Annotated in this window: 21 protein-coding genes and 1 tRNA gene; 13 read left to right on the top strand and 9 right to left on the bottom strand. The window is 39.0% G+C overall.

Annotated elements, in window-relative coordinates; genetic code table 11:
- Nucleotides 1-2: 2 nt before the first annotated feature.
- A complete protein-coding gene (locus BM179_RS09605) occupies nt 3-977 on the bottom strand; it encodes a glycosyltransferase family 9 protein (protein WP_092015888.1) in 975 nt (324 codons plus the stop codon).
- Nucleotides 978-1,441: 464 nt separating this feature from the next.
- On the opposite strand from BM179_RS09605, the gene BM179_RS09600 reads away from it, so the two are divergent.
- A complete protein-coding gene (locus BM179_RS09600; RefSeq protein WP_092015885.1) occupies nt 1,442-2,938 on the top strand; it encodes a glycine--tRNA ligase in 1,497 nt (498 codons plus the stop codon).
- A gap of 18 nt (nt 2,939-2,956) precedes the next feature.
- A complete protein-coding gene (locus BM179_RS25270) occupies nt 2,957-3,124 on the top strand; it encodes a hypothetical protein (RefSeq protein WP_177219333.1) in 168 nt (55 codons plus the stop codon).
- A 64-nt stretch (nt 3,125-3,188) separates the two neighbouring features.
- On the opposite strand, the gene BM179_RS09595 is transcribed toward BM179_RS25270, so the two are convergent.
- Together BM179_RS09595 and BM179_RS09590 are read right to left on the bottom strand one after the other, a co-directional pair.
- Nucleotides 3,189-3,869 carry a DJ-1/PfpI family protein gene (locus BM179_RS09595; protein ID WP_092015882.1) on the bottom strand — a complete coding sequence of 227 codons (681 nt, stop codon included), beginning with the start codon at nt 3,867-3,869 and terminating at the stop codon, nt 3,189-3,191.
- Nucleotides 3,870-3,898: 29 nt separating this feature from the next.
- Nucleotides 3,899-4,993, bottom strand: a complete 1,095-nt coding sequence (locus tag BM179_RS09590; protein ID WP_229632930.1) for a polysaccharide deacetylase family protein — start codon at nt 4,991-4,993, stop codon at nt 3,899-3,901.
- Nucleotides 4,994-5,061: 68 nt separating this feature from the next.
- Here BM179_RS09590 and BM179_RS09585 point away from each other — a divergent pair, with 68 nt between their 5' ends.
- Both BM179_RS09585 and BM179_RS09580 read left to right on the top strand, forming a co-directional pair.
- The gene (locus BM179_RS09585; protein ID WP_092015879.1) at nt 5,062-5,397 is read left to right on the top strand and encodes a winged helix-turn-helix transcriptional regulator; all 336 of its coding nucleotides are present in this window, start codon (nt 5,062-5,064) and stop codon (nt 5,395-5,397) included.
- A gap of 31 nt (nt 5,398-5,428) precedes the next feature.
- On the top strand, nt 5,429-6,556 hold the full coding sequence (locus tag BM179_RS09580; protein WP_092015876.1) for a DmpA family aminopeptidase: 1,128 nt from the start codon (nt 5,429-5,431) through the stop codon (nt 6,554-6,556).
- Between the two features lie 174 nt (nt 6,557-6,730).
- On the opposite strand, the gene BM179_RS25265 is transcribed toward BM179_RS09580, so the two are convergent.
- Entirely contained in the window at nt 6,731-6,868 is a 138-nt protein-coding gene (locus BM179_RS25265) for a HEPN domain-containing protein (protein WP_177219353.1), read from the bottom strand.
- Nucleotides 6,858-7,178 (bottom strand): nucleotidyltransferase domain-containing protein, encoded by a 321-nt coding sequence (locus tag BM179_RS09575; RefSeq protein ID WP_092015872.1) that lies wholly within the window; start codon nt 7,176-7,178, stop codon nt 6,858-6,860. The genes BM179_RS25265 and BM179_RS09575 overlap by 11 nt, the downstream gene beginning before the upstream one ends.
- Nucleotides 7,179-7,377: 199 nt before the next feature.
- Here BM179_RS09575 and BM179_RS09570 point away from each other — a divergent pair, with 199 nt between their 5' ends.
- The 9 genes from BM179_RS09570 to BM179_RS09525 all read left to right on the top strand — a co-directional run bounded on the left by BM179_RS09570 (nt 7,378) and on the right by BM179_RS09525 (nt 16,993).
- Nucleotides 7,378-8,790 (top strand): glycoside hydrolase family 30 protein, encoded by a 1,413-nt coding sequence (locus BM179_RS09570; RefSeq protein WP_092015869.1) that lies wholly within the window; start codon nt 7,378-7,380, stop codon nt 8,788-8,790.
- A 49-nt stretch (nt 8,791-8,839) separates the two neighbouring features.
- Nucleotides 8,840-9,709, top strand: coding sequence for an alpha/beta hydrolase (locus tag BM179_RS09565; RefSeq protein WP_092015866.1), 870 nt, complete (start codon nt 8,840-8,842; stop codon nt 9,707-9,709).
- 324 nt (nt 9,710-10,033) lie between these two features.
- Nucleotides 10,034-10,576 carry a C40 family peptidase gene (locus BM179_RS09560; protein ID WP_092015863.1) on the top strand — a complete coding sequence of 181 codons (543 nt, stop codon included), beginning with the start codon at nt 10,034-10,036 and terminating at the stop codon, nt 10,574-10,576.
- A 90-nt stretch (nt 10,577-10,666) separates the two neighbouring features.
- Nucleotides 10,667-11,275: a hypothetical protein gene (locus BM179_RS09555; protein WP_092015859.1), complete on the top strand. Its 609-nt coding sequence runs from the start codon at nt 10,667-10,669 to the stop codon at nt 11,273-11,275.
- 27 nt (nt 11,276-11,302) lie between these two features.
- Entirely contained in the window at nt 11,303-12,028 is a 726-nt protein-coding gene (locus BM179_RS09550) for a methyltransferase RsmF C-terminal domain-like protein (protein ID WP_092015856.1), read from the top strand.
- 131 nt (nt 12,029-12,159) lie between these two features.
- The gene (locus BM179_RS09545) at nt 12,160-14,043 is read left to right on the top strand and encodes a DUF349 domain-containing protein (RefSeq protein WP_092015853.1); all 1,884 of its coding nucleotides are present in this window, start codon (nt 12,160-12,162) and stop codon (nt 14,041-14,043) included.
- 290 nt (nt 14,044-14,333) lie between these two features.
- Nucleotides 14,334-14,406 (top strand) — tRNA-Thr (locus BM179_RS09540).
- Between the two features lie 233 nt (nt 14,407-14,639).
- A complete protein-coding gene (locus BM179_RS09535; protein ID WP_092015850.1) occupies nt 14,640-15,851 on the top strand; it encodes a tyrosine-type recombinase/integrase in 1,212 nt (403 codons plus the stop codon).
- A 440-nt stretch (nt 15,852-16,291) separates the two neighbouring features.
- A complete protein-coding gene (locus BM179_RS09525; RefSeq protein ID WP_092015842.1) occupies nt 16,292-16,993 on the top strand; it encodes a recombinase family protein in 702 nt (233 codons plus the stop codon).
- A gap of 64 nt (nt 16,994-17,057) precedes the next feature.
- Here BM179_RS09525 and BM179_RS09520 read toward each other — a convergent pair whose 3' ends face one another.
- From BM179_RS09520 to BM179_RS09505, 4 genes are all read right to left on the bottom strand, one after another.
- Nucleotides 17,058-18,440: an ArdC family protein gene (locus BM179_RS09520; protein WP_092015839.1), complete on the bottom strand. Its 1,383-nt coding sequence runs from the start codon at nt 18,438-18,440 to the stop codon at nt 17,058-17,060.
- Nucleotides 18,441-18,450: 10 nt separating this feature from the next.
- A complete protein-coding gene (locus tag BM179_RS09515) occupies nt 18,451-18,933 on the bottom strand; it encodes a transglutaminase-like domain-containing protein (protein WP_092015836.1) in 483 nt (160 codons plus the stop codon).
- A gap of 137 nt (nt 18,934-19,070) precedes the next feature.
- Nucleotides 19,071-20,327, bottom strand: coding sequence for a hypothetical protein (locus tag BM179_RS09510; RefSeq protein WP_092015833.1), 1,257 nt, complete (start codon nt 20,325-20,327; stop codon nt 19,071-19,073).
- Between the two features lie 2 nt (nt 20,328-20,329).
- Complete coding sequence (locus BM179_RS09505; protein WP_092015830.1) at nt 20,330-22,366, bottom strand: glycosyl hydrolase family 28-related protein; 2,037 nt, start codon at nt 22,364-22,366, stop codon at nt 20,330-20,332.
- Nucleotides 22,367-22,371 lie beyond the last annotated feature (5 nt).

Here is a 22,371-nt window from a genome sequence, read left to right as displayed (position 1 = left end):
GTTCATTTTTCCTGAGAAATATTCAGATTAATCTCTTTCATGCATTTAAAATGCCCGGCCGGACATTTATCAAATCCGATTTTAGAGCAAGGTCTGCAATGCAGATTCTTGTTTTCAACTACCACAAAATTAGTCTGATATGGGTACATCCCAAACTCCGGAACCGTATTTCCCCAGATAGAAACGACTTTTTTCTTTAAAGCTGCTGCCACATGCATCATTCCGGTATCATGCGTATAAACAAGCTCGGCATTTCTGAGTAATGAAGCAGATTGATTCAGGTTACACTTTCCGCAGGTATTTATTATAGCAGCTGCCGGTGAAATGCCAGCCAGAGCGGCCATTAGTTTTTCGCCCTGTTCAAAATCTTCTTTTCCTCCTACCAATACGATAGGATGTTTGATATTCCGGCAAAGTTCCAGCATTTTTTCCAAAGGTAGCTTTTTGGTTTCATGCTGACCACCTATGGCATATACTGTATAGCCGTTACGATGTGATTCGGGAAGCCAGTCGGCAGGCATCTCATCACGCTCAGGTATAAAATAATCTAAGCCTTCATTATCATTCAGAATCCCCAGATCTTCAACCGTTTTCATGTACCTGTCCACAATATGGACATTGGGCATGAGGTTTTTCTTGAATTTGACGTAAAGCCATTTTCTCAGATTGAGTTTATCAAAACTAAAAGACTTTTTCCCTAATCTGAACTTGATTATTCTTGTTCTGAGATTGTTGTGCAGGTCAATAATGTAATCGTAGTTTTCTTGTTTTAGTTCAGAAATTAATGGATTCAGGCCGTTTTCCAGCAAAAAAAGCTTATCAACATAAGGGTTATTTTCCAGAATGGTTTTATAAGATTTTTTTGTTGCAAAATGTACTTCCGCCTCCGGATATTGCTTTTTCAGACAACGGATTACCGGAGTTGTCAGCACAATATCACCAATGGACGAAAAACGGAGAATCAGAAATTTAGTCATAAAGAAAATTTTTACAAAGGTATAGCAGTAGAACGACTTTAAATAATTCAAAGAAAATAACCAACGATTTATTAAGATGATTTAATACTCCGGCAGATGATTTCAGACCTTATTCTCAGGGTATTCTTATTAAATGACTGATTTCGATTACACTCTTGCTTTTGCATGAAATGAGGAATAAGGGATAAACCACCGGACTTTCCCCGATTCTATGTACTTTGTGTTCTTAATGTGATTCTTTCCCATAAAGTGTCTTATGAAACACAAAACGCAGGGAACTGGACTTCATTTCGCATGAAATTTTTAATTTAATGCGAACCAAGTTTAGTATTTATTACAAAATTCCAGAAGAAAAGAAATAACTTTGCGGACTTGCAGATCGGCAATCCAATTTTGAAAGTCCGTGGTGATCAGTAGAGATTTAAAGGCTTTCTGCAATATTAAGACTTACGAATATTAAAATCATGGCTGAACAAAAACAACAAGATACCGCTTCTGCATTAAAAGACATTATTTCACATGCCAAAGAATATGGTTTTGTGTTCCCTTCTTCTGAAATATATGATGGACTTCAGGCCGTTTATGACTATGGACAGAATGGTGTGGAGTTAAAAAATAATCTTAAGACTTTGTGGTGGAAAGCCATGACGATGTTGAATGATAACGTGGTGGGAATTGATGCTTCAATTTTCATGCACCCTCTTACCTGGAAAGCTTCAGGTCATGTGGATTCATTCAATGATCCGATGATTGACAACAAGGATTCTAAAAAACGTTATCGTGCTGATCAGTTACTGGAAGCACGTGCTGAACAGTATGAAGCAGAAGGAACGCCTGAAAAAGGAAAGGCTTTGTTGCAGGAAATGGCAAAATTCCTTGATGCCGGTGAACTTGACGGCATTCGTCAGCTGATTATTGATGAAAATATCAAGTGCCCGATTTCCGGAACTTTAAACTGGACAGAAGTTCGTCAGTTTAACCTGATGTTCTCAACTCAGGTTGGAGCGGTTTCTGAAGATGCCAGTCTGATCTATCTTCGTCCTGAAACTGCCCAGGGGATTTTTGTAAATTTCCTGAACGTTCAGAAATCAGGTCGTATGAAAATTCCTTTTGGAATTGCCCAGATTGGGAAAGCATTCCGTAATGAAATTGTGGCAAGAAACTTTATTTTCCGTATGCGTGAATTCGAACAAATGGAAATGCAGTTTTTTGTTCGCCCCGGCACGGAAATGGAATGGTATAATAACTGGAAAGAAACCCGTCTGAAATTCCACAAAGCAATCGGTCTTCCGGCTGAGAATCTTAAATTTCATGACCATGAAAAATTGGCGCATTATGCCAATGCTGCGGTAGATATTGAATACAAGTTTCCGTTTGGTTTCAAGGAAATGGAAGGTATTCACTCTCGTACAGACTTTGATTTAGGCGCTCACCAGACACTTTCCAAAAAGAAACAGCAATATTTTGATCCGGAACTGGATGAAAATGGTAAGCCTTATGGGAATTATGTTCCTTTTGTGGTAGAAACTTCTGTCGGAGCAGATCGTTTATTCCTGGCCATTCTTTGTAATGCTTATACTAACGAGACAACCGGAGAAGGGGAAAACCTGAAGGAAAGAACATTCCTGAAATTCCACCCCGCAGTAGCGCCAATTAAAGCGGCAGTATTGCCATTGGTGAAGAAAGATGGTCTGGCAGAAAAAGCACAGGATATTTTCCACTCATTGAAACGCTCATTTAACACTACATATGATGATGGCGGAGCAATCGGAAAACGTTATACCCGTCAGGATCTGATCGGAACGCCTTTCTGTATTGCAGTAGATTATCAGACTATGGAAGATGAAACTGTAACGATCCGTCATCGGGATTCTATGGAACAGGAGCGGGTTCATATTTCAGAATTGCGTGAGAAAATCGGCAATGCAGTATCAATGGAACGCGTTTTCGAGCAACTGTGAAAAAGATAAATCAATAAAATGATAAAAATTAACAACGAAGGCGAATATGAAAAGGCATCTGAAAGAGCAGATGAGATTTTCAAAGCACAACCGGGTACACCCGAATATGAAGAATTGCAGGCTTTATTAAAGGCTTTGAAAGAATATGAGAATGATTTTGTGAAAATGCTCAAAGGATTTTACTAGAAAGACAACCTTCCGGATTAAATATCAGAAAAGAGGAAATGTTTTAACATTTCCTCTTTTCTATTCAGGCATTTTCCATGATTTCTTTAATGATTTTCAGACGAGTATCGAAGGACGTTTTTGTCAGTATTTTTACTTTTTCAACAAGATGATGTTCTGCCCGTTCAGGAGAACCGGAATCAAAAGGGGGAGCCGGGGTGTATTCCATCTGTAACTGAACCGATTTCGCTAATTCTTCCCCGCCAATCAGGGCTGTAAGTGAAAGCCCGAAATCAATTCCTGCGGTAACGCCGCCACCTGTTATCCGGTTTCTGTCAGTTACTACTCTTTCCTGTAAAGTTTCAATCCCTAATAAGCGTAATAATTCCAGAGACCTCCAATGTGTAGTTGCCCGGTAACCTTTCAGTAATCCGGCAGTCGCCAGCAGTAGTGAGCCGGTACAAACAGAAGTAAAATATTTTGCGGTTTTAGCCTGTTTCTGAAGAAATGAGATATAAACCGGATTATTCAGTAAAGGAGTAATTCCTTTACCACCAGGTACAAAAATAATATCCGTATCCGGGCAATCTTCAAAAGAGAAATCAGCTTTAATCAATAACCCTCCTTCGGCTTTAATCATGCCGCCGTTTTCAGAAACCACAAATATTTCAAAACAATTAGCTTTGGTAAACACATCATATGGCCCGACAAAATCAAGCAAGGTAAGTTCAGGAAATAAAAGCATCCCGATTCTATAGTTTTCCATCTGTTTATAATGCTTTAAGTGAATTCGGGTTAATGCGGCAATGCGTCTCTTCTTTGCTGTAATTCCCGCCAGCTACTAAGCCTGATGCCTTCTTTTTCAATGAATTGCTTCAATTCCGGATCCATCATAGAAAGTAAATCCCCTTTCCGGGTAAGTCCTGAATCTGAAATATTCCTGAATGATTCACTGCTTTGTGTACAATGTATAAGTACCACTGTTATACCGGGTTTCAGGTCTTTTATCAAACGTTTATAACCCTCGGTTTTAAACTTCTTAAGGTTCTCTTCAGAATGAATGGCTCCCGCAGGAATTTCCCAGTCATAACTCAGTAAATATAAATCATCTGCCACAGCCAGTCCGTTATTCCAGAGCTGTTCACCTTTTTTTCTGATAGCCTCCAGAACATTTTCCATATTTTCCGGATTTTTGGCCAGTTGCTGTAATCCTGATAAAGGGCCTGAACGCAATTGATTCCTTAATAAAGTTCCATGTCCGGCAGCAAATAGAACAGGAATATGTTCCCTGATTCCGGTTTGAATGTATTTCTCCAGAAAATCCGGTTTTGCCCATAATGCACCCATGTGTGTGTCCAGGTGAGTAGGAGAGAGGCCCATTTTTCTGGCCCTCGTCAATTGCGCTTTTAGTTCGGCTTCGATTTCCTCTGCCGAAGCGTGTGCAATAACATCCTGTACATTGTTCCAGAAAACACTTTCCTGGTCTACCAGACCGGAGGTACCAACAGAACCGGTTAATGGCCCCCAGCGATAGCCTTCCCATTCCGAATTAAATGTCAGGTGTAAGCCCGCATCAATTTCCGGATGTTTTTTCAGGTATTTAAGCATATCTGGTACCCATGGACAAGGCATCATGATGCTCACTGAGGTTGCAATGCCATAATCCAGTGCTTTGATGGCTCCTACATTTGAATCATAAGACATTCCGGCATCATCGACATGAAAAATGACTACTTTTTCGCCTTTTTTCCAACCTGATTTTTCGGCATAGGTTTGTGCACAGCTTTGCTTTAACGACAAACAGAAAATGATACCTGAAATGGTATAAACATAAAAGATTTTCCTGAGAATTGCCTTTCTTCGGATCATGTGAGATTGATTTGTTTCCATATTGAAATAGTTTAACTTTGGAGCGAAGTTATACCAACTCTTTTTCACCCGCAATTAGTCAAAATATTATGACTACTGAATCAGAACACACAAATCTGGCTTGTCCTAAAGAATATTTACTCAAAATGCTGACGGGAAAATGGAAGCCCTGTATCTTCAGTTATGCAAGCAATGGCCCGGTAAGATTCGGACAAATTATGAAACTCCTTCCGGAAGCTACCAAACAGGCTATCACCAATGCTCTGAGAGAGTTGGAAGAAAGCAATATTCTGGAACGGAAGGTAATTCGGGAAAAACCTTTGCACGTGGAATATACACTCACCGAGCTTGGTGTTGAATTTATTCCTATTTTCAAGGCCATTGAAGAACTTCATCTGCTTCCGGTAAGGCAGCAAAAACAATAAAACTTCAGGAATTTTTGCTTAAATAAAACCTATGAAATACCTGTTCATACTTCTACTCATTTGCCTGAATACTTTTTACGGCTTTTCTCAAAAAAGAGCAAGAGATTACGGAATAAAGATTGGCGTTCTGAAAACCGGAGAAAATAATGCCATAACCGATGTAAAGGGTGTGTTAGTCGGGCAAAGTACCATTCAGACAGGAGATAGTATTCAGACCGGAGTGACGGCCATTTTACCTCACAATGGCAATCTTTTTCAGGAAAAGGTTCCGGCAGCTATTTATATCGGTAATGGTTTCGGCAAACTATCCGGAATTAGTCAGGTAAAAGAACTGGGAAATCTCGAAACTCCGATTTTGCTCACCAATACACTCTCAGTACCAACTGTTTGTGATGCTGTGATTGATTATACTTTATCCCTGAAAGGAAATGAAGAAGTCCGTTCAGTGAATCCGGTAGTCGGGGAGACAAATGATGGATTTCTGAACGATATTGCCGGAAGGCATGTCAGCAAAGCTATGGCAAAACAGGCAATTCTTACTGCAAAATCCGGAAAAGTGGAGGAGGGGAATGTTGGCGCAGGTACCGGAACAGTTTGCTTTGGTTTTAAAGGCGGGATCGGTACTGCTTCAAGAATTTTGCCAAAGAAATCCGGAGGATATACAGTCGGAGTACTGGTTCAGAGCAATTTTGGGGGAGTCCTGGAAATAGCGGGTGCTCCGGTTGGAGTAGAATTAAATCAGTTTTTCCTCAACGACCAGCTTAACGACCCTGCTGACGGCTCCTGCATGATGGTAGTGATGACGGATGCTCCGGTTACTTCACGTAACCTCGAAAGACTTGCCAAGCGGGCGATGATAGGTTTAGGAAAAACCGGAGGAATCGCCTCCAATGGCAGCGGAGATTATGTGATAGCTGTTTCGACAGCACAGAGTTTGAGAATTCCCCACAATAGTAATTCCCCGAAACAACTGAATGAAGAACTGAGAAATGATGAAATGTCAGCATTGTTTCTGGCTGTAATCGAAGCGACAGAAGAAGCTATCGTTAATTCCCTGCTGACAGCCCGGACGGTGAAAGGCAAGCATGGAACCATTCAGGCTTTGCCGATTGAAAAGACTTTGGAAATTCTGAAAAAATATAATAGAATTTCGAAATAGGCTATTATGACTTTCCTTGAAAATTACTCAATTGGTATCCGCTTTTGGTGCTAATTTTGACTTTGTATTATAATTGATTCATTTTGAGTAAATTATAACAAGATACTTGAATGCAGTTTTATTTATTTAAAACCTTGATTTTTGCGGAAGCAGAGTTGCTCTCCACGTTGATATTCATAAAAATCCATAGGTATTTAGATAACTTTCAACTTCTTTTATAAACTCTTTGGCACTCACATAAGCTATTTTTGCTTGTTCTTCATCAATATCTATCTCAGCGTCATAGTCCCCACATCTTGTTTCATAATTCAATGCCTTCCCGTTTGATATTTTGATAAAATAACTTTTCAGTAGAATTAAATTTATAAGAAGAGATAGGAAAAATTGATAATTTAGTACCGTGCTTTAATCCTAAATTACTCCGATATTTTCCGATTTTGATAATTTCATTGCCAAATTTAACTTCTTTATTTTTTAATAATAACAAAAAATCAATGTCGGAATCTTCATTGAAATCTCCCCGGGCATAAGAACCGTAAAGAATCAATTTATCAAAATTTTCTCCGTAGAGTTCGGACATCGAAGCCTTCAAATCGAACGAGATTTTGTTTATATCTACCATAAGAATAAATATTTTCTCCGAAATTAAGCAAAAATTCTTCGAAACCTAAGTTGCTTGTTTTATCAAAATCTTCTTGCAGTCAGGCATCATAATTACCAGAGAGTTAATTTACAAAACGACTTAAAACGCTAAATCCATACAGTTTAGACCTGCTTTATTTTTATATTTGTTTTTACCCAAAATAACTATATAAAAAATTATGAAACTTATCTCAAAAACATCTTTTTTAAACCTTTTAACCGGAGTCATCTGCCTTTTTGGAAGCTTCGGAGTTAAAGCCCAATCACCCGGAATTGAGGTTTGGCTCACTAAAGCCGACAAATCTGTCTTGTTTCAGAAACAAAAAGACACCCTCACTTTTCAGAAGGTAAACAATTCCATTTCTACCATTTTTGTAGATGAATCAAAAACATTTCAAAGCATGGATGGCTTTGGTTTTACCCTGACAGGAGGAAGTGCTACCTTGATTAATCAAATGAAGGCAGATGAAAAAGCAGCTTTGCTGAAAGAACTTTTTGCCAGTGATGCGGCTAATATAGGGATCAGTTATCTCAGAATCAGTATCGGTGCTTCAGACCTGAGCGACAAAGTATTTACATACGATGATTTACCGGAAGGACAAACTGATCTGAAACTTACCAGTTTTAGCCTGGAGCCGGAAGAAAAGGATTTGATTCCGGTATTGAAACAGATTCTTGCTATTAATCCGAATATTAAAATACTCGGATCTCCCTGGACACCTCCGGTATGGATGAAAACCAATGGTAATTCAAAAGGCGGAAGCCTGAAACCTGAATTTTATGATGTTTACGCCAGGTATTTTGTGAAATATATTCAGGGCATGAAAAAGCATGGAATTCGTATTGATGCCATAACCATTCAGAATGAGCCCTTGCATCCGGGAAATAACCCGAGTTTATTGATGTTACCGCAGGAACAGGCCAATTTTATCAGAAAAAGTCTCGGGCCAGTGTTCAAATCGGCCAAAATAGACACAAAAATTATTTTATATGATCACAATGCTGACAGACCTGATTATCCGATCAGCATTCTGAATGATCCGGAAGCCAGAAAATATGTTGATGGCTCGGCTTTTCACCATTATGGCGGAGATATCAGTGCTCTGACTGATGTACACAACGCACATCCCGACAAGAACCTTTATTTTACAGAACAATGGATAGGTTCGCCGGGTAATTTCCCGGGGGATCTGGCATGGCATACCCGACAGTTAATTATTGGTGCGCCAAGAAACTGGAGCAAAAATGTTTTGGAATGGAACCTGGCAGCTGATCCAAAGCAGAATCCTCATACTGAAGGAGGTTGTACTCAATGTCTTGGTGCCGTGACAATTGATCAGTCAGAGGTAATCCGTAACCCCGCTTATTACATTATAGCTCATGCTTCCAAGTTTGTAAAACCGGGCTCAAAAAGGATAGCCTCCAACATCTCCATGAGTTTGCCGAATGTAGCGTTCCTGACGCCAAACGGGAAAAAGGTATTGATTGTACTGAACGATAACCAGAAAGCTCATACTTTCAATATTGGTTTTAAAGGTAAAAAAGTGACCTATACCTTGGAAGGAGGTTCCGTTGCCACGTTTATCTGGTAAATACACGAAGTCTGAATATTAATTAATGATCTCATAAACACGTTTAATTATGAAAAAACAATTGATTGGAGGCTGGTTAATATTCAGCCTCTTTATATCCTGCATGGCATCTGCCCAGACAGGAAAGGTGTCTGATAACCTGAGTCTTAAGAGTATTATTCTTGGTTCAGACAGAAAATATGCCATTTATCTTCCGGCAGATTATGAAACTTCTCAGAGAAGTTACCCGGTTTTGTATTTATTGCACGGAGGAGGGGATGACCAGACAGGATGGGTTCAGTTTGGAGAAATACAGTATATTTTAGAAAAAAACATTGCAGAAGGAAAGGCAACCCCGATGATTGTGGTTATGCCTGATGCCAATACAGGCAGGAGAGGCTATTCAAACGATGCCAAAGGGGAATGGAAATATGAGGACTTCTTCTTTCAGGAGTTCATGCCTTTTATAGAGAAAACCTACAGAATTAAGGCTGAAAAGAGGTTCCGCGCTATTTCAGGACTTTCCATGGGCGGAGACGGTACTTTTACATATGCATTGCATCATCCTGAATTGTTCTCTTCCGCCTGTCCTTTGAGTGCCGGAACAGGCCCTCTTTCTAAAGAAGATGCTGAAACCAGATTTAAAAAAGCCAATATCTCAGTAACAGCGGGAGAACTGGATGCTTTTTACAAAAGACAAAGTGTACTTGAATTAGTCAATAATATTCCTGACGATCAGAAAAAAGCTGTCAGATGGTATATCGATTGTGGTGACGATGATTTTTTGTTTGAAGGAAATTCACTGGTACATATTGCCATGAGAAAAAAAGAAATTCCTCACGAGTTCAGAATCAGAGATGGGGGACATAACTGGACGTACTGGAGAAAATCTTTGCCTTCCGTATTGGAATTTATCTCAGATGCCTTTCATCAGTATTGATAAAAAAAACCTGATTTTGCAAAGCCGGTTGTTGTTTGAAATAGCCGGCTTTTCTGTGAAAATTATTTAAATTGGTTAAGAAAGGCATGACCGTTTAAAAATTGATGCGCTATTATTCAGCGATCTTTTCAGCCATATTTTCTGTAAATTTTTCTGATGTAAAACGGCGCCTATGAGTAAATAGAAAAGATTTCAGACATAAAATGCCTTGTCCCGAAAGGTGAGATTACGGAAAAGCTAAAACATCTTAGATGTTAAAAAGTTTTGAATTTTAGTCATTCATCCCTAATTTGCTTCAGCATTATCTCACAAAAACCTAAATTTATGCTGAGAAAAACCTTTCTGACTTTCATTTTTGCGATTCTATCTTCAACGATTTTTGCACAATCAGCCAGGCAGGATTCTACGGAAACTTCATTCAATCCGGTGTCTTTAGATTTCACAGATAACCTTCTGTCATTTGCCGGCGATCATCTTCATTTGAGGTATCGTTCCGGTGGAACGAGTAAAAAGGGCTTCGATTGTTCAGGTTTTGTCCGTTATTGTTTTAACCATTTCGGAATGCTTTTACCTCATGGGAGTGCTGCGCAGGGAACATTAGGCAGTGAGATTTTAAAAGATGCTACTATTCCGGGAGATTTAATTTTCTTTAAAGGCCATAATTCCAGAAGTAAGCGTATCGGTCATGTTGGTATTGTAACAGAAGTAACAGATAATTACATCAAATTTATCCACTCAGCCTGGAACGGAGGTATTCGTTATGATTATCTTGAGTCAGATTATTACCGCAAACGCTTTATGGGCATTAAAAGAGTAATAGGGATAATGGATGCCACATCTAAAAAGACAGGTTCGAAAAAGAAATAAGATTTAATACAAAACAGCGTATTTCTGAAGCTATTCCTCAAAATGCGTTACCTTTGGTTCCTTTATTTCAAGCATCAAAGGTAATTATCAATGATTCCTCAAGATACAATTTCGCCATCTTATCCCATTGAAGGGTCAGGCCGGGAAGAAATTTCCGGGTTAGGTCAAAATGTGGAAAATGAAACCCCGATTCGTTTAAATCCACTCAGAATGCCTGAAAATTCATGGGTAGAGGACTTTAAATCAACTCCGATAATCTGGTCTGATCTGGGAAAATACTGGCAAAATCCTCCTGATTTCAGACAAGATCCTTACTATTACGGCGGAGTGTATTTCCCGCAGAAAGCTTCGTCCATGTTTTTAGAGTATGTAATCAAAAAAACAATAAACCTGACAAGCGATTTGAGAGTGTTGGAACTGAACGCAGGAAACGGTGAAAACAGTACCTTAATTGCAGGGTTGCTTTCTCCGGGTTCATTGCTGGTTTCAAATGACAGCAACAATTATAAAGTAAACAGTATCACCAGTAATCTCGGCAAGCTGGGATTACTGAATACCTGGGTTACCCAAAATAATCCCGGAGATTTTCAGAATCTGGCAGGCTTTTTTGACGTTTTACTCATCAATGGTAATGAGTTATTATTGAAGGAAGTTGCAGAGCATCAGGGGAGTGAATCCAATACCTCCGGTGCATTTTAGAAAGAATTACTTGATGCCTGGGATGCCTTGCAGGAACAGGGGGTACTGATTTACACAGGAAATACAGGAAGTGCTGAGCAGCACCTGAACGTACTCGAATGGATGAAAGAAGAGTTTGGAATCAGAAATCTTCCGCTTGAAATACCGGAGACTTTTAAAGACTGGAAAAACTTTGTCCTGAATGAATTTAAGTCAGAAAAACAAATTGTATCAGGATTTTGTTTAAATAAAACGGAGGAAAACGAAAGTTTTTTTGTGGCAGTATTCAGAAAAACCACAGCACAGCGGCCATTTGAGTTAAGGAGAACCAAACCCCAGATCAATAAAAACAGAAGAACCGAAAGAGGAATGCTGGGGAAATGGATTAAGAATATAGAAGAATACACATGGTTTGAGAAAAAGGGGAATATTTACCTCATTAATCCGGAACATGAGAATATATTGAGAATTTTTCAGCAAAATTTCCAGCTGATTAAAGCAGGACTGAATGCTGGCAAGTTTGCAGGAGGTGATTTGGTTCCGGAACATGAACTGGCTTATTCTGAAGTACTTGGCGATCAGATACAAAAAGTGGGCTTAAACACAGAAGAAGCCCTTAAATATATCAGAAGAGAGGATTTTCAGATAGACCGGACTGTAACAGGATGGGTGCTGATAAGTTACCGGAATTGTCCCCTTGGCTGGGCTAAAATTCTTTCGAACAGAATAAATAACTATTATCCGAAAGAACAGAGAATGGTAAAAGATGCATAAATTTCTGGCAAAAAAGCTGTTAGCTTAGAATCTGTAAACATTTTTCCTATTTTTGTATCGCAATATGAGACGTTTGTAAGACTATTTAACCAAAAACAATAAATACAAACGGTAAACAGTAAACGGAAAGCATGATTAACGAAGAAAAAGAAATCACGGAGAAAGAGGAACTCGAACAAAAAACCGCGGAAGTGCTGGAATTGGGAGCAGTTCAGGATGAGCCTGCAGATGAGGCTCATGCTGTGGATTACTCTAACTTCCAGAAGAAAGATTTTGTCGATTTGCTGGAAAAAGTCCTGGCCAATGTAAAAGCCGAGCCATCTGTCGGGGCATTCCGTAAGTCGGAAGATACCCTTAAACAGGTTCGTCCGATTTTTGAACAAATCAGAAACACCGAGCGCAAAGAAGCATTAGAAGCCTTTAAACTTGAAAATGATGGTTCTGAAGAAGGTTTTGACTTTAAAGCTGATGAATACACTCAAAAATTTGACAGCTTTTTCAAAACTATTAAAGAAGAACGTTCTAAGTATTTCAATAGCGTAGAAAAGGAAAAAGACAAGAATTTCAGTGTTAAAACCGAATTGCTCAATCGCCTTCGTGCTATTGTAGAAGGAGAGGATAACACAGATCCCGCAGCGATTAAAACCGGTTTTTCTGAGTTCAAAAAGATCCAGGAAGAGTGGAAAAATGCCGGAAACATCAATTCTCCGCATAATAACACGCTATGGCAGACTTTCCATGCGCTGGTTGACCGTTTCTATAGTAATCGTAGTATTTATTTCGAATTGCTTGAACTGGATCGTAAGAAAAATCTTCAGCATAAAATTGAGCTTTGCGAGAAACTCGAAAAAATGGCGGAAACTGCCAGAACTGAGGAGGTATCGGGCAAAGTACTGGATGATGCAGTAGCGATTTTTGAAGAATATAAGCACATCGGTCCTGCTCCTAAAGAAGCCAATGAGTTGGTATGGCAACGTGTGAAAGATGCTTTAGATGTAATTTACGCTAAACGCAGAGAGCAACTTGAAACCCAGAAGGCCGAATTTGAGCAGAATTACAAATTAAAAGCTTCTATCGCCGAACTGGTAGAGCCATTCACTTCTTTCAATTCCAGTTCTATCAACGAATGGAATGACCGTACCAAGGCATTACTGGCTTTGCAGGATCAATGGAATAGTGTGAAAGGTGGCATGCCGAGAGAAGAAGGAAAATCGCTTAGCAATAAATTCTGGTCTGATATCAAGACTTTCTTTAAAAACAAAGGGGAGTTCTTTGTACAGCTGGAAGCAAAGCGTGAAGAAAACCTGAAAGCAAAAGAGCAGCTAATTGAAGCTGTAGAAGCCCTGGTTGCGAGCGGAGAAGATTCTGCTGAGGCGACAAACAAAGTAATACAGTTACAGAAAGACTGGAAAGGTATCGGCCATGTTCCGGAAAAACAAAAAGATTCTATCTACGAAAGATTCAAAAATGCCTGTGATATTTTCTTCAATGCCAAACGTGCAAAGAACCAGGAAGTAGAAAAAGAATTTGAGGCCAATCTGGAAAAGAAAACAGCTCTGTGCGATCAGATTGAGGCAGAAGCCAAAGAAGGTGCAGAAGTTGGCAAATTAGCTGAATTTAAAGCCCAGTGGTCTGCGATAGGTTATGTGCCTAAAAAAGACATGCAGAACATCCAGAAGAGATACATTGCTGCCGTAAACAAATATGTAAGTGCAATGGGTAAATTGTCTTCTTCTGAAAGAGAACAATTGGGTATCAACAGCGAAAGCAATTTCCAGAAAAAATTGGAAAGCCTATCTTCAAAAGATCTCATCAGAAAAGAAAATGATATTCGTCGCCGTATTCAGGCTTTGGAAAATGACATTTCTCTGACTAAAAACAACCTTGAATTTTTCGCCAGAAGTAAAAACTCTGAGAAACTTAGAGGAGAGTTTGAAGGAAAGATTAAGAAAGCCGAGTCAGAAATCGCTCAATTGAAACAACAATTGAAACTGGTAAGACAGGCGGAAGGATAGAAAAATATAAAAAGCTAAAAAAAGCGGACTGAGAAGTTCGCTTTTTTTATGAGGTAAATGTTCAGATTATCTTAAAATCTCTTTAAAATTGTCAAAAGGAGTATAGAATGTACTAAATCTTAAAAAAAAGTTTAATTTTTTTTCATGGTTCAAGTTTTTGAAAATCAGAACATTGTACTTTTTCCTGGAAAAAAGAACGAAAAATGTTTTCAGAGGGCTTGCAAACTACACTGAAAACTACTAATTTTGCATCACGTTAAACGACAAACAAATCGAAAACGTTGAAAAAAGCCTCCTTAGCTCAGCTGGTAGAGCAACTGACTTGTAATCAGTAGGTCATTGGTTCGATCCCGATAGGAGGCTCACACGCAAATATCTTAATGATTTTTAGCCCCTTAAAACCGTAGAAAACTCAATTTTCTACGGTTTTCCTTTTTTATCCCCAAATCTGCATATCTCTTCCTAAAGGAATCCTATAATTCAATATTTGTAATCAATATAAATTACAATCATGGGCAAATTTTAACAGATTTAGGTACAGTTATTTCTTTGTGTACATACAAAAAATAACCAAACACTCTAAATAACTCACACCCATGAACTTAAAAAAAATGAACCATCACATCTACTTCCGCACCAGATCGCAAGGAATCTCAGAAAAATCGCAGAAAGTCCCCATCTATGCGCGCATATTTTACAATGACGAGTGGTCAACCGACTTCTCAACAGGTATTAGGACAAACAAGAACAAATGGAACCCACAAGATCAAGTTATCGAAAGTGACCTATCTGGGCAGAACCAGGAAAACATTAAGCTTGATCTTATACGGAACGACATCACCAGAATAATTAATACCTGGATTATGAAAGGAAAGGAATTCGTTGCCAATGACGTAAGAAGAGCCTACATAATGAAGGAGGTTCCTAAGCCTACAATTTTGGAAACCTATCGTGAATTTCTCACTGAAGTAAAGTACAAGCAAAAACTCAAACCATCGACCTTAAATAAGTGGAAGAACTCCTATTTACACTTTGAGGGATACATAATTGAGGAGCTACAACTGCCAAATATGAAATTCAAGCAAATCCAAGAGAATACCGCTAAGGAATATTTTAATTTTTTAAAGGAGGTTAAGTCAATATCAAATGACCATTCGCTTAGGTTTGCAAGCTATCTTAGCCAAGTAGTTGACTATGCTAAAAAGAAAAAATATACTAAAAGCAATATCCTAAGCTTTGAAGAAATGTCAAGACAGAAGCCTAGGGCAAAAGTTTACCTCGAAGATGACATTTTCGACTCATTTGCTTCAATGAAACTACACGGTATATTAAAGCAAATTCAGGATATTGCAATAGTTATATGCAGAAGTGGGGTAGATTACTCAGATTTAACCGAACTTCAAGAAGGCGCAAAACATAGTGACTACGTTTCCCTTTACCGGGGCAAAAACGAAGAGGCAGCAATTGTACCAATATTGCCAATCGTTCGACAGGTACTAAAAAAGCATAACTACAAATTACCCCAAATGCACATAAACACATTTAACAGACACTTACACGTGTTTGAAGGGTATCTTGGATTAAGCTTCGAACTAAAAACAAAAGTTCTCAGGAAAACAGCTGGGACATATTTTCTTAACAATGGAATTAGAATTGAAGTCGTCTCAAAAATACTCGGACATACGTCAATTGTAACCACCCAGAAATATTACGCAGATGTATTAAAAAAATTAGTCATAAAAGAAAGCCTCAAATTAATGAACAAACCTATTAAACGAAGAACAAAAAATCTACAACAATTTATCTAGATTTGTACAACCACCAATTAAATCAAATAAACAATGAAAAAACACCCTATTTTACTCGTAATTCTACTATTCTACATTTGCTCAGCTTGTACCGTTCAACCTGGCAAAACTTCAAACCAAAATTTCAATTCTGTTAATGACACTCAGTTGTCGAATCTTCGGAGAGACGATTACAGGATTACTTCTAATGTAGAGACAAGCAAAAGTTTCACTAAAATCTGGTTTCTATTTCTTCCCTTCGGAGGTGGAAAGAGTGAAGAATTTAGACGAGAGCAAGCCTACCTTAAAGCATGCAAAGACCATAGAATCGACGGAATCGTACAGCCTAAATTCGTTACCCGAAGGACTGTAGTTCCCTTAATCTTAATCAGCTATGCTGGATACACAACTAGCGTAACAGGGAAGGGTTACTTGATTAAAACCGATAGCCAAAAGTAAGAATGAAAAAATATGTTGCATACCTTCGGGTAAGCACCTCAAAACAGGAACGATCCGGGCTCGGTTTAGATTCTCAAAAAGCTATTATCGAACACTATTCAAGATTAGAGAATGCGAGTATTGTATTTGTATATACAGAATCTGCTAGTGGAAAGAGCACCGAAAACAGGCCCTTGCTAAAAGAAGCAATTTCAATGTGTCAGGAACACAAATACTCTCTAATAGTCGCCAAGTTAGATCGCCTGTCTCGGGATGTTGGACATACTTTTCAGATTCTTAAACAATTAAATAACAGGCTCGTAAGCTGCGACATTCCTTCTCAGTATGGGCAACTGGACAGTTTTGTGATTGCAGTCCAAGCTGGAATTGCTATGCGAGAACGGGAACTTATAAGCATACGAACAAAATTAGCTTTAGCAGAGAAGAAGAAAAGGGGTTTTAAATTAGGCTCACCTGGTAACCTAACAAGAGAAGCTGCAAAAAAAGGTCAGGAAGCTAATCGGCAAAAAGCTATTAGGTACATAACAAACCCGATATTAGTCGCATTTGTTGAGAAATGCCTTAAGAGCGAACTAAAACAAGCAGAAATTGCGGTTCAACTCAACAAGTACGGATTTAGGACACCCAGAGGTAAGAAATTTACAAATGTTTATGCCTGCAAACTTATTCGAAAATTAAGATTCGTCCCATTCTTAGCTGCTTAACGCAAAAAAGCAGATACTGCCAGGCAGCATCTGCTTTTTTGTTGATATATCCGGAGTAATTAACTTACTTTTTCTTGATGGGTGATGTCCGATAACTCAAACCAACCCTTCTACCTATTACCCGAAAATCATCATTATCCCCCTTCAATAAATTAGTCAGGAATTTCTTCTTTGCTTTCAAACTTGTTAATTCCGAATCTAATCCAGATAGCCCATTTAAAGTTTTCAGATATTTATCTAATTCTAACGCCAGCTTTTCTTTAAACTTCGCATTCTTTTTTACCCGGATTGTTAGCATCAAAACATCTCCTTTTAACCTTTCCTTTTCTTCCCGTAATTTAAGGCTTTTTGAGAAAACTGGGCGAGACTTATCTCCGACTTTGGGCGTTTCAACCTTACCCTTAAATTTTCGATAGATTTCCTTATCCAACTTCCCGAGAATATAATCACATGATTTTTGTGCATCGGATGCTGCTTTGAATATTGCCTTGTTGTTGGCTCTTAGTTCTTCAACTACCGACTTTTTCCAGTTTTTAATATATGCTGCAGAGTTATTAAGGGTGAAATAATCAATTTTGGTATGTCCGCATAAATACGAAGCACCCAATTCTGCGATCAGCTCTTCAAAAGCATACTGAGGATCATTCATTCCTTTACCGAATTTTCTGTTCAACCGTTCCGAATTCCCAGTTGAATGTACCAACTCGTGGAAAAGCGTTGAATAATATTCCTGTGGGATTTTAAAATCAGTAATATTAGGCATTTGCACTGAATCAAAGTTTGGAGTGTAATAAGCCCGATCTCCACCAAAATGTAACTGTGGTTTATTCGGCATTTTTGTATAAATTTTCTCACAATTAGCGATTTGCTCCTTTTTCGATACAGCAACCCCTTTCCACTTCTCGTCAAACTTGATACCTTCAATATCGTTTGCATTGAAAATGTTGTAAACTTTCAAGGTGAACGACTGTTGATAATTTGCCTTTTCACTATTTGACAATTCTTTATACTTAATGGCAGTAATCGTCTTTCCGGTCTGCAAATGCCTGTATAAATCCCTAGTGTAAAAGCATGCTGTATAAGCCTTAGCACCCTTTTTGATATTCCCTCCTTTTTCCGTAACCTGTTTATAGGTCATAAAATAGGGGCAATCGTGTTTGATGGCAACCATTTGCCATTTAATGAAATATCCATTGAAGCCCTGATAATTAAGCTTGCTTGAATAATTCATTGGAAAGTTCGGTTGTCCTTCCTTGTTAGTAGTCCACGATTTCCTCCAAACGAGATTGTCATTGCTCTGAATAATCTCAATTATTCGCTCAGTGATAATATCATAGATAGATGATTTTGTTCCACTTGATACAATTTTACCCAATCCAGATAGTCCCACAAGTCCGAGCTTTTTCACTTGAGCATCTGAATAACTTTCGATTCCGTAATATTCCATTTTCTTTCACCTAAAATGATTGATACTTTATTCTCTTATATGCCTTAAGTTTATTGAATCCTGGATTTACCGGGTCCAAGATATAATTACAATTTTTCGAAGGGATTAAAATTAAAACATGCTGCCACCCGTTTCCATAATCAACCATGCAAACCCTGTGTGGTATTTTAAGATTAATTAATATTGCTGAACAAAAAATTGCGAAATCTTCGCAATCGACACCCCTTTTTCTATCATACCAGGTTTGACTTGGTAATCTGATCTGCTCTATTCCCTGAGCATCTTCCCTGTAATTTATATTTTCACGACAAAATTTATAAACTGAAAACAGAGTAGTCCGTAAGGGTTTTCCTTTAAATTGCTCAGACAACTTTTCAGCCTGAGAAGCAGCTTTAGGGATCACACCACAAATCCGAGAGAAAGTACGTAACTTATCAAATGAAGGCATTTCAATCAAATCTGATGCTTTGGGTTTTTGAAAATAATGTTTCATCTATCTCATTTTTGTGTAAGATCCTGAATCAAATTTTTCTCCGTTTCCGGCCAACATCGTAAAATATGGCGAGTCGCTCCGGATTGTAACTGAAATTACTCATATGCGATATCGCAGCGCATTTTCATTCGATACGATCAGGAACCCGATTTCTTAAAAAGATTCGTATATCCAATCAGGTATGAAATTCCGGCAACTAACAACGTAAATACCAATGCTACAAACCAACGGAATTTTGTGATTAAAGAAATAGCCAAAATCGCTATAAAAGCAAGTCCTAAGGCAATTGCAGCTACAGAGGTATTTGCCTCTTCCTTGATTTGCGCTGCCGTTGTCTGCACAATCTTAGTAATCTCAGCGAACGTTGGTGTCGGTTTCGGATTTGCAGTGAAAAAATTCTGAGAAATTAACATGCTAGTCCAGTCCTGAGCGACCTTGATCTCTCCTGAGTCATTAAGGTGCAATCCGTCTGAAATTCGGTATGAAGCTCCTATCTGAGATAAGTCAGGGCCGTAGAACATGCTTGGATTACTGGTAATCGCAGTATTGGTACTTCTTACAATTTCTGGAAAATCCGGATCAATGCAGCTTCGAGCTAACGAAACTGGCAGCTGAAAATTAGCATCCTGACGAATTTTCTCGATCAGTCTTTTCCAACCATCTACCAGAATACTTTCCGTGAACTGCTTATCTCGGTCATTATCCCCATGTACAATAAGTACACCTCTTGCACCTGTTTCCTGAACGAAATTTTTCAGGGTTTCGCCCAGAATTCTGTATGGATAACCCGCAGTATCATATCCGGGCTTATACCCTGCGTATTCTCTTCCGGTAATTACACCGCTTGCACTATCAGCCCAGTCCATCATGCGAGTGCCTCCCCAGGCACAATGGTAGAACATAACAGGAACATTCAATTTCTCTGCGATTTGGGTTGCAACTCTGGCGGGCAATCCTCTTGCTGTTTCCTGTCTGATATTGTCAATGTACCTTGAAACCTCTTCGGGCTTCTTATACTGATCCGGATCGTTTCTTTTCCAGAAATTTTCTGTGAAGAACGCCAGGGGAGAGGTATCTGAACCTATCCCATAACCATCGGCAAATGAGTGTCCTGACCAAACTATAACCTCCCCAACTCCGAGATAATCCAGTGCTTTAGAGTCCGTGCCGTTTGAAACAGTTAATTTGTACAAACCCTGCGGAACTTTCACATTTGCCTGAAAGGCGTTTGAACTTACCGGAAGGTTCACCGAAAAATCCGTTGCTGAATTTTCTAAAGCGGTGAATTTTGCAGTTACTGCAGTATCTGAAATTCCAGAGAATTTAATGAGAGCATAGCCTTGATTGTTTCTCTGGAATATGATCGGTTTAGTAGGATATGTGAGGTTTAGCATCTTTAATTTGTCGTTAATGTTTTCCAAACCGTTCCATTCCAGTATTCTTTAGCATGGGTCTCGGTATTATAAAAATCCTGCCCCTCAGCAGGGGAAATTATCGCATTTCGTTGCGCGGTCGTACCTTCCAACCGTGAAGAAACTTTATACCAACTACCCCATGCACCTGCGGATTTTGTTCTTTTGTATTCATTTCCGGAGGTATCGAAAACCAACTGGTTTATGTAGTTAGGATCACCATTGGATAAAAACTGAATCCCTTGGAAAAATGCCGTAGGGCTTGAACCGGCAGGAGCGTTTGTTGGATTTACCGTTGTTTTAAACCATCCGGCCACGCTTAAACTATTTAAGTCACTGATTGTCTGAATTGCTATTATTCCCGTTGGATCAACTGCTGGCATTGCAAACCAGTCGGTTCCCAGGACATGATTAGAACCTGTTGTAATTCTCTTCCAGCCCTGAATTACATATTTCACACCGTAAAGTGTCAGGATTGAAGGGGTATCATTCATTATTGTATCACCGGCTGTGAAACTCCCTGTCGTTGGCATTGCGCCTGAGTCCAACAATTGTCGATCAAGGCTAACAATTTTTTTCCATGCTGTTGTTAAATCGACCCGATACTCCCAACCCCCAATATCGTTAACTGACCCGCCAGCTTGATTATAAACAAACCCTTGGCTCCCGAATGGTTGCACTGGCGTTGGCTTACCAAAATATTCAGACAAACGAGTACCATTTGAAAGCTCAATGCCATTTGACCCCCTGAATTTGTAATAATTATTTTCAAATCCCCCAGATCGAATACTACCTAATGCTCCAGTAGAAACCTTTGTTTCTACATTGTTAATATCGTTGTTCAACAATGTACCATATACCCTGAAAGAACCCTCAACAGATACACCAATTGAGCCAGTTGTAAGACCAGTACCTGAATTAATAACATTGTCGGCCACAATCAGCCCATCAGCCTCACCAACCAAAGACATTAATGTTATACCAACCTCTCCGCTTTTTACCATAACCAGGTTGTCCGCAATAATTGCATTGCAAACCCCGTTCCCTTCCGTCATTTTATACACAATGCCTCTCTGATTAGCAGGCTCTATATAATTTCCGAGTATTTTAAGCAAATATCCAGAAATTACGATATGCTGCTGGCTTACGCCAAGACCGTAAAAATGATTCCCCTGAATCAACCAACCCGGAGCTGTGTCTAAGTTGATTCCTGTAATACAATTACTAAAGAAACAATTTGACAGAATTCCATCCGTATTGTGCTTACCAGATGTACTTGTACTTCTTATTCCGGTATTGCACTGTATGAAATAGCACTCGCTAATAACCGTTTCAACCACATCACTCACAGCGTATGCGGTAAGGTCTATACCTATATCAAAATGCCTGAACAGACAATTTTTAACCGAGAGCCTCTGTATAGCAGAGGTCATTGCAACGTTTGTAGAATTGTTTCCCTCTACAGAAACATTTCGCATTTGAATACAAACGCCCGAGCCAGGATCAGTAGAAGTTGTTGTAAAAAGGCAGTCTGTCCCTGCATAATAAACTGTCTGATTATTGAGCGTATTCTGATCGAGGAAACATTGTTCCCCATAAATCATTGTGTAGTTATTTATTTTTAATGAAGATGTAACCTTATATCGCCACTTCGGCTTCGGAAAAAAAACTACTCTATGGTTATCTAACGCAGCTTGAATCGCGGCTGTATCGTCCGCCACACCATCTCCGACAGCTCCGTAACTCACAACGTTAGCGGCTCTACCACCAAATTGGCGTTTTAGTCTAACTCCGTTTGCACAAACTAAAACTCCACCTGTAGTGTCCACAGACGTTGTGTCTGTGAAATCAGGTGTCCACTTTCCGCCACCCATGTCCGTACTTTCATACACGACAGACAAATCTGATGAAACGGGGGACATACTACGCAATTGAGCAATCGTACCCTGTTTAATTAGACCATTGAAATTTGATGGCTTAACAGCATCCTGAACAAATTGTTGAGTTTTAGTCAGAGTCATGGAGA

The sequence above is a fragment of the Pseudarcicella hirudinis genome, assembly GCF_900115665.1.
GTDB lineage: Bacteria > Bacteroidota > Bacteroidia > Cytophagales > Spirosomataceae > Pseudarcicella > Pseudarcicella hirudinis.
Note: the sequence above shows the minus strand (reverse complement) of the source record. Positions and strands in the feature narration are given on the sequence as shown.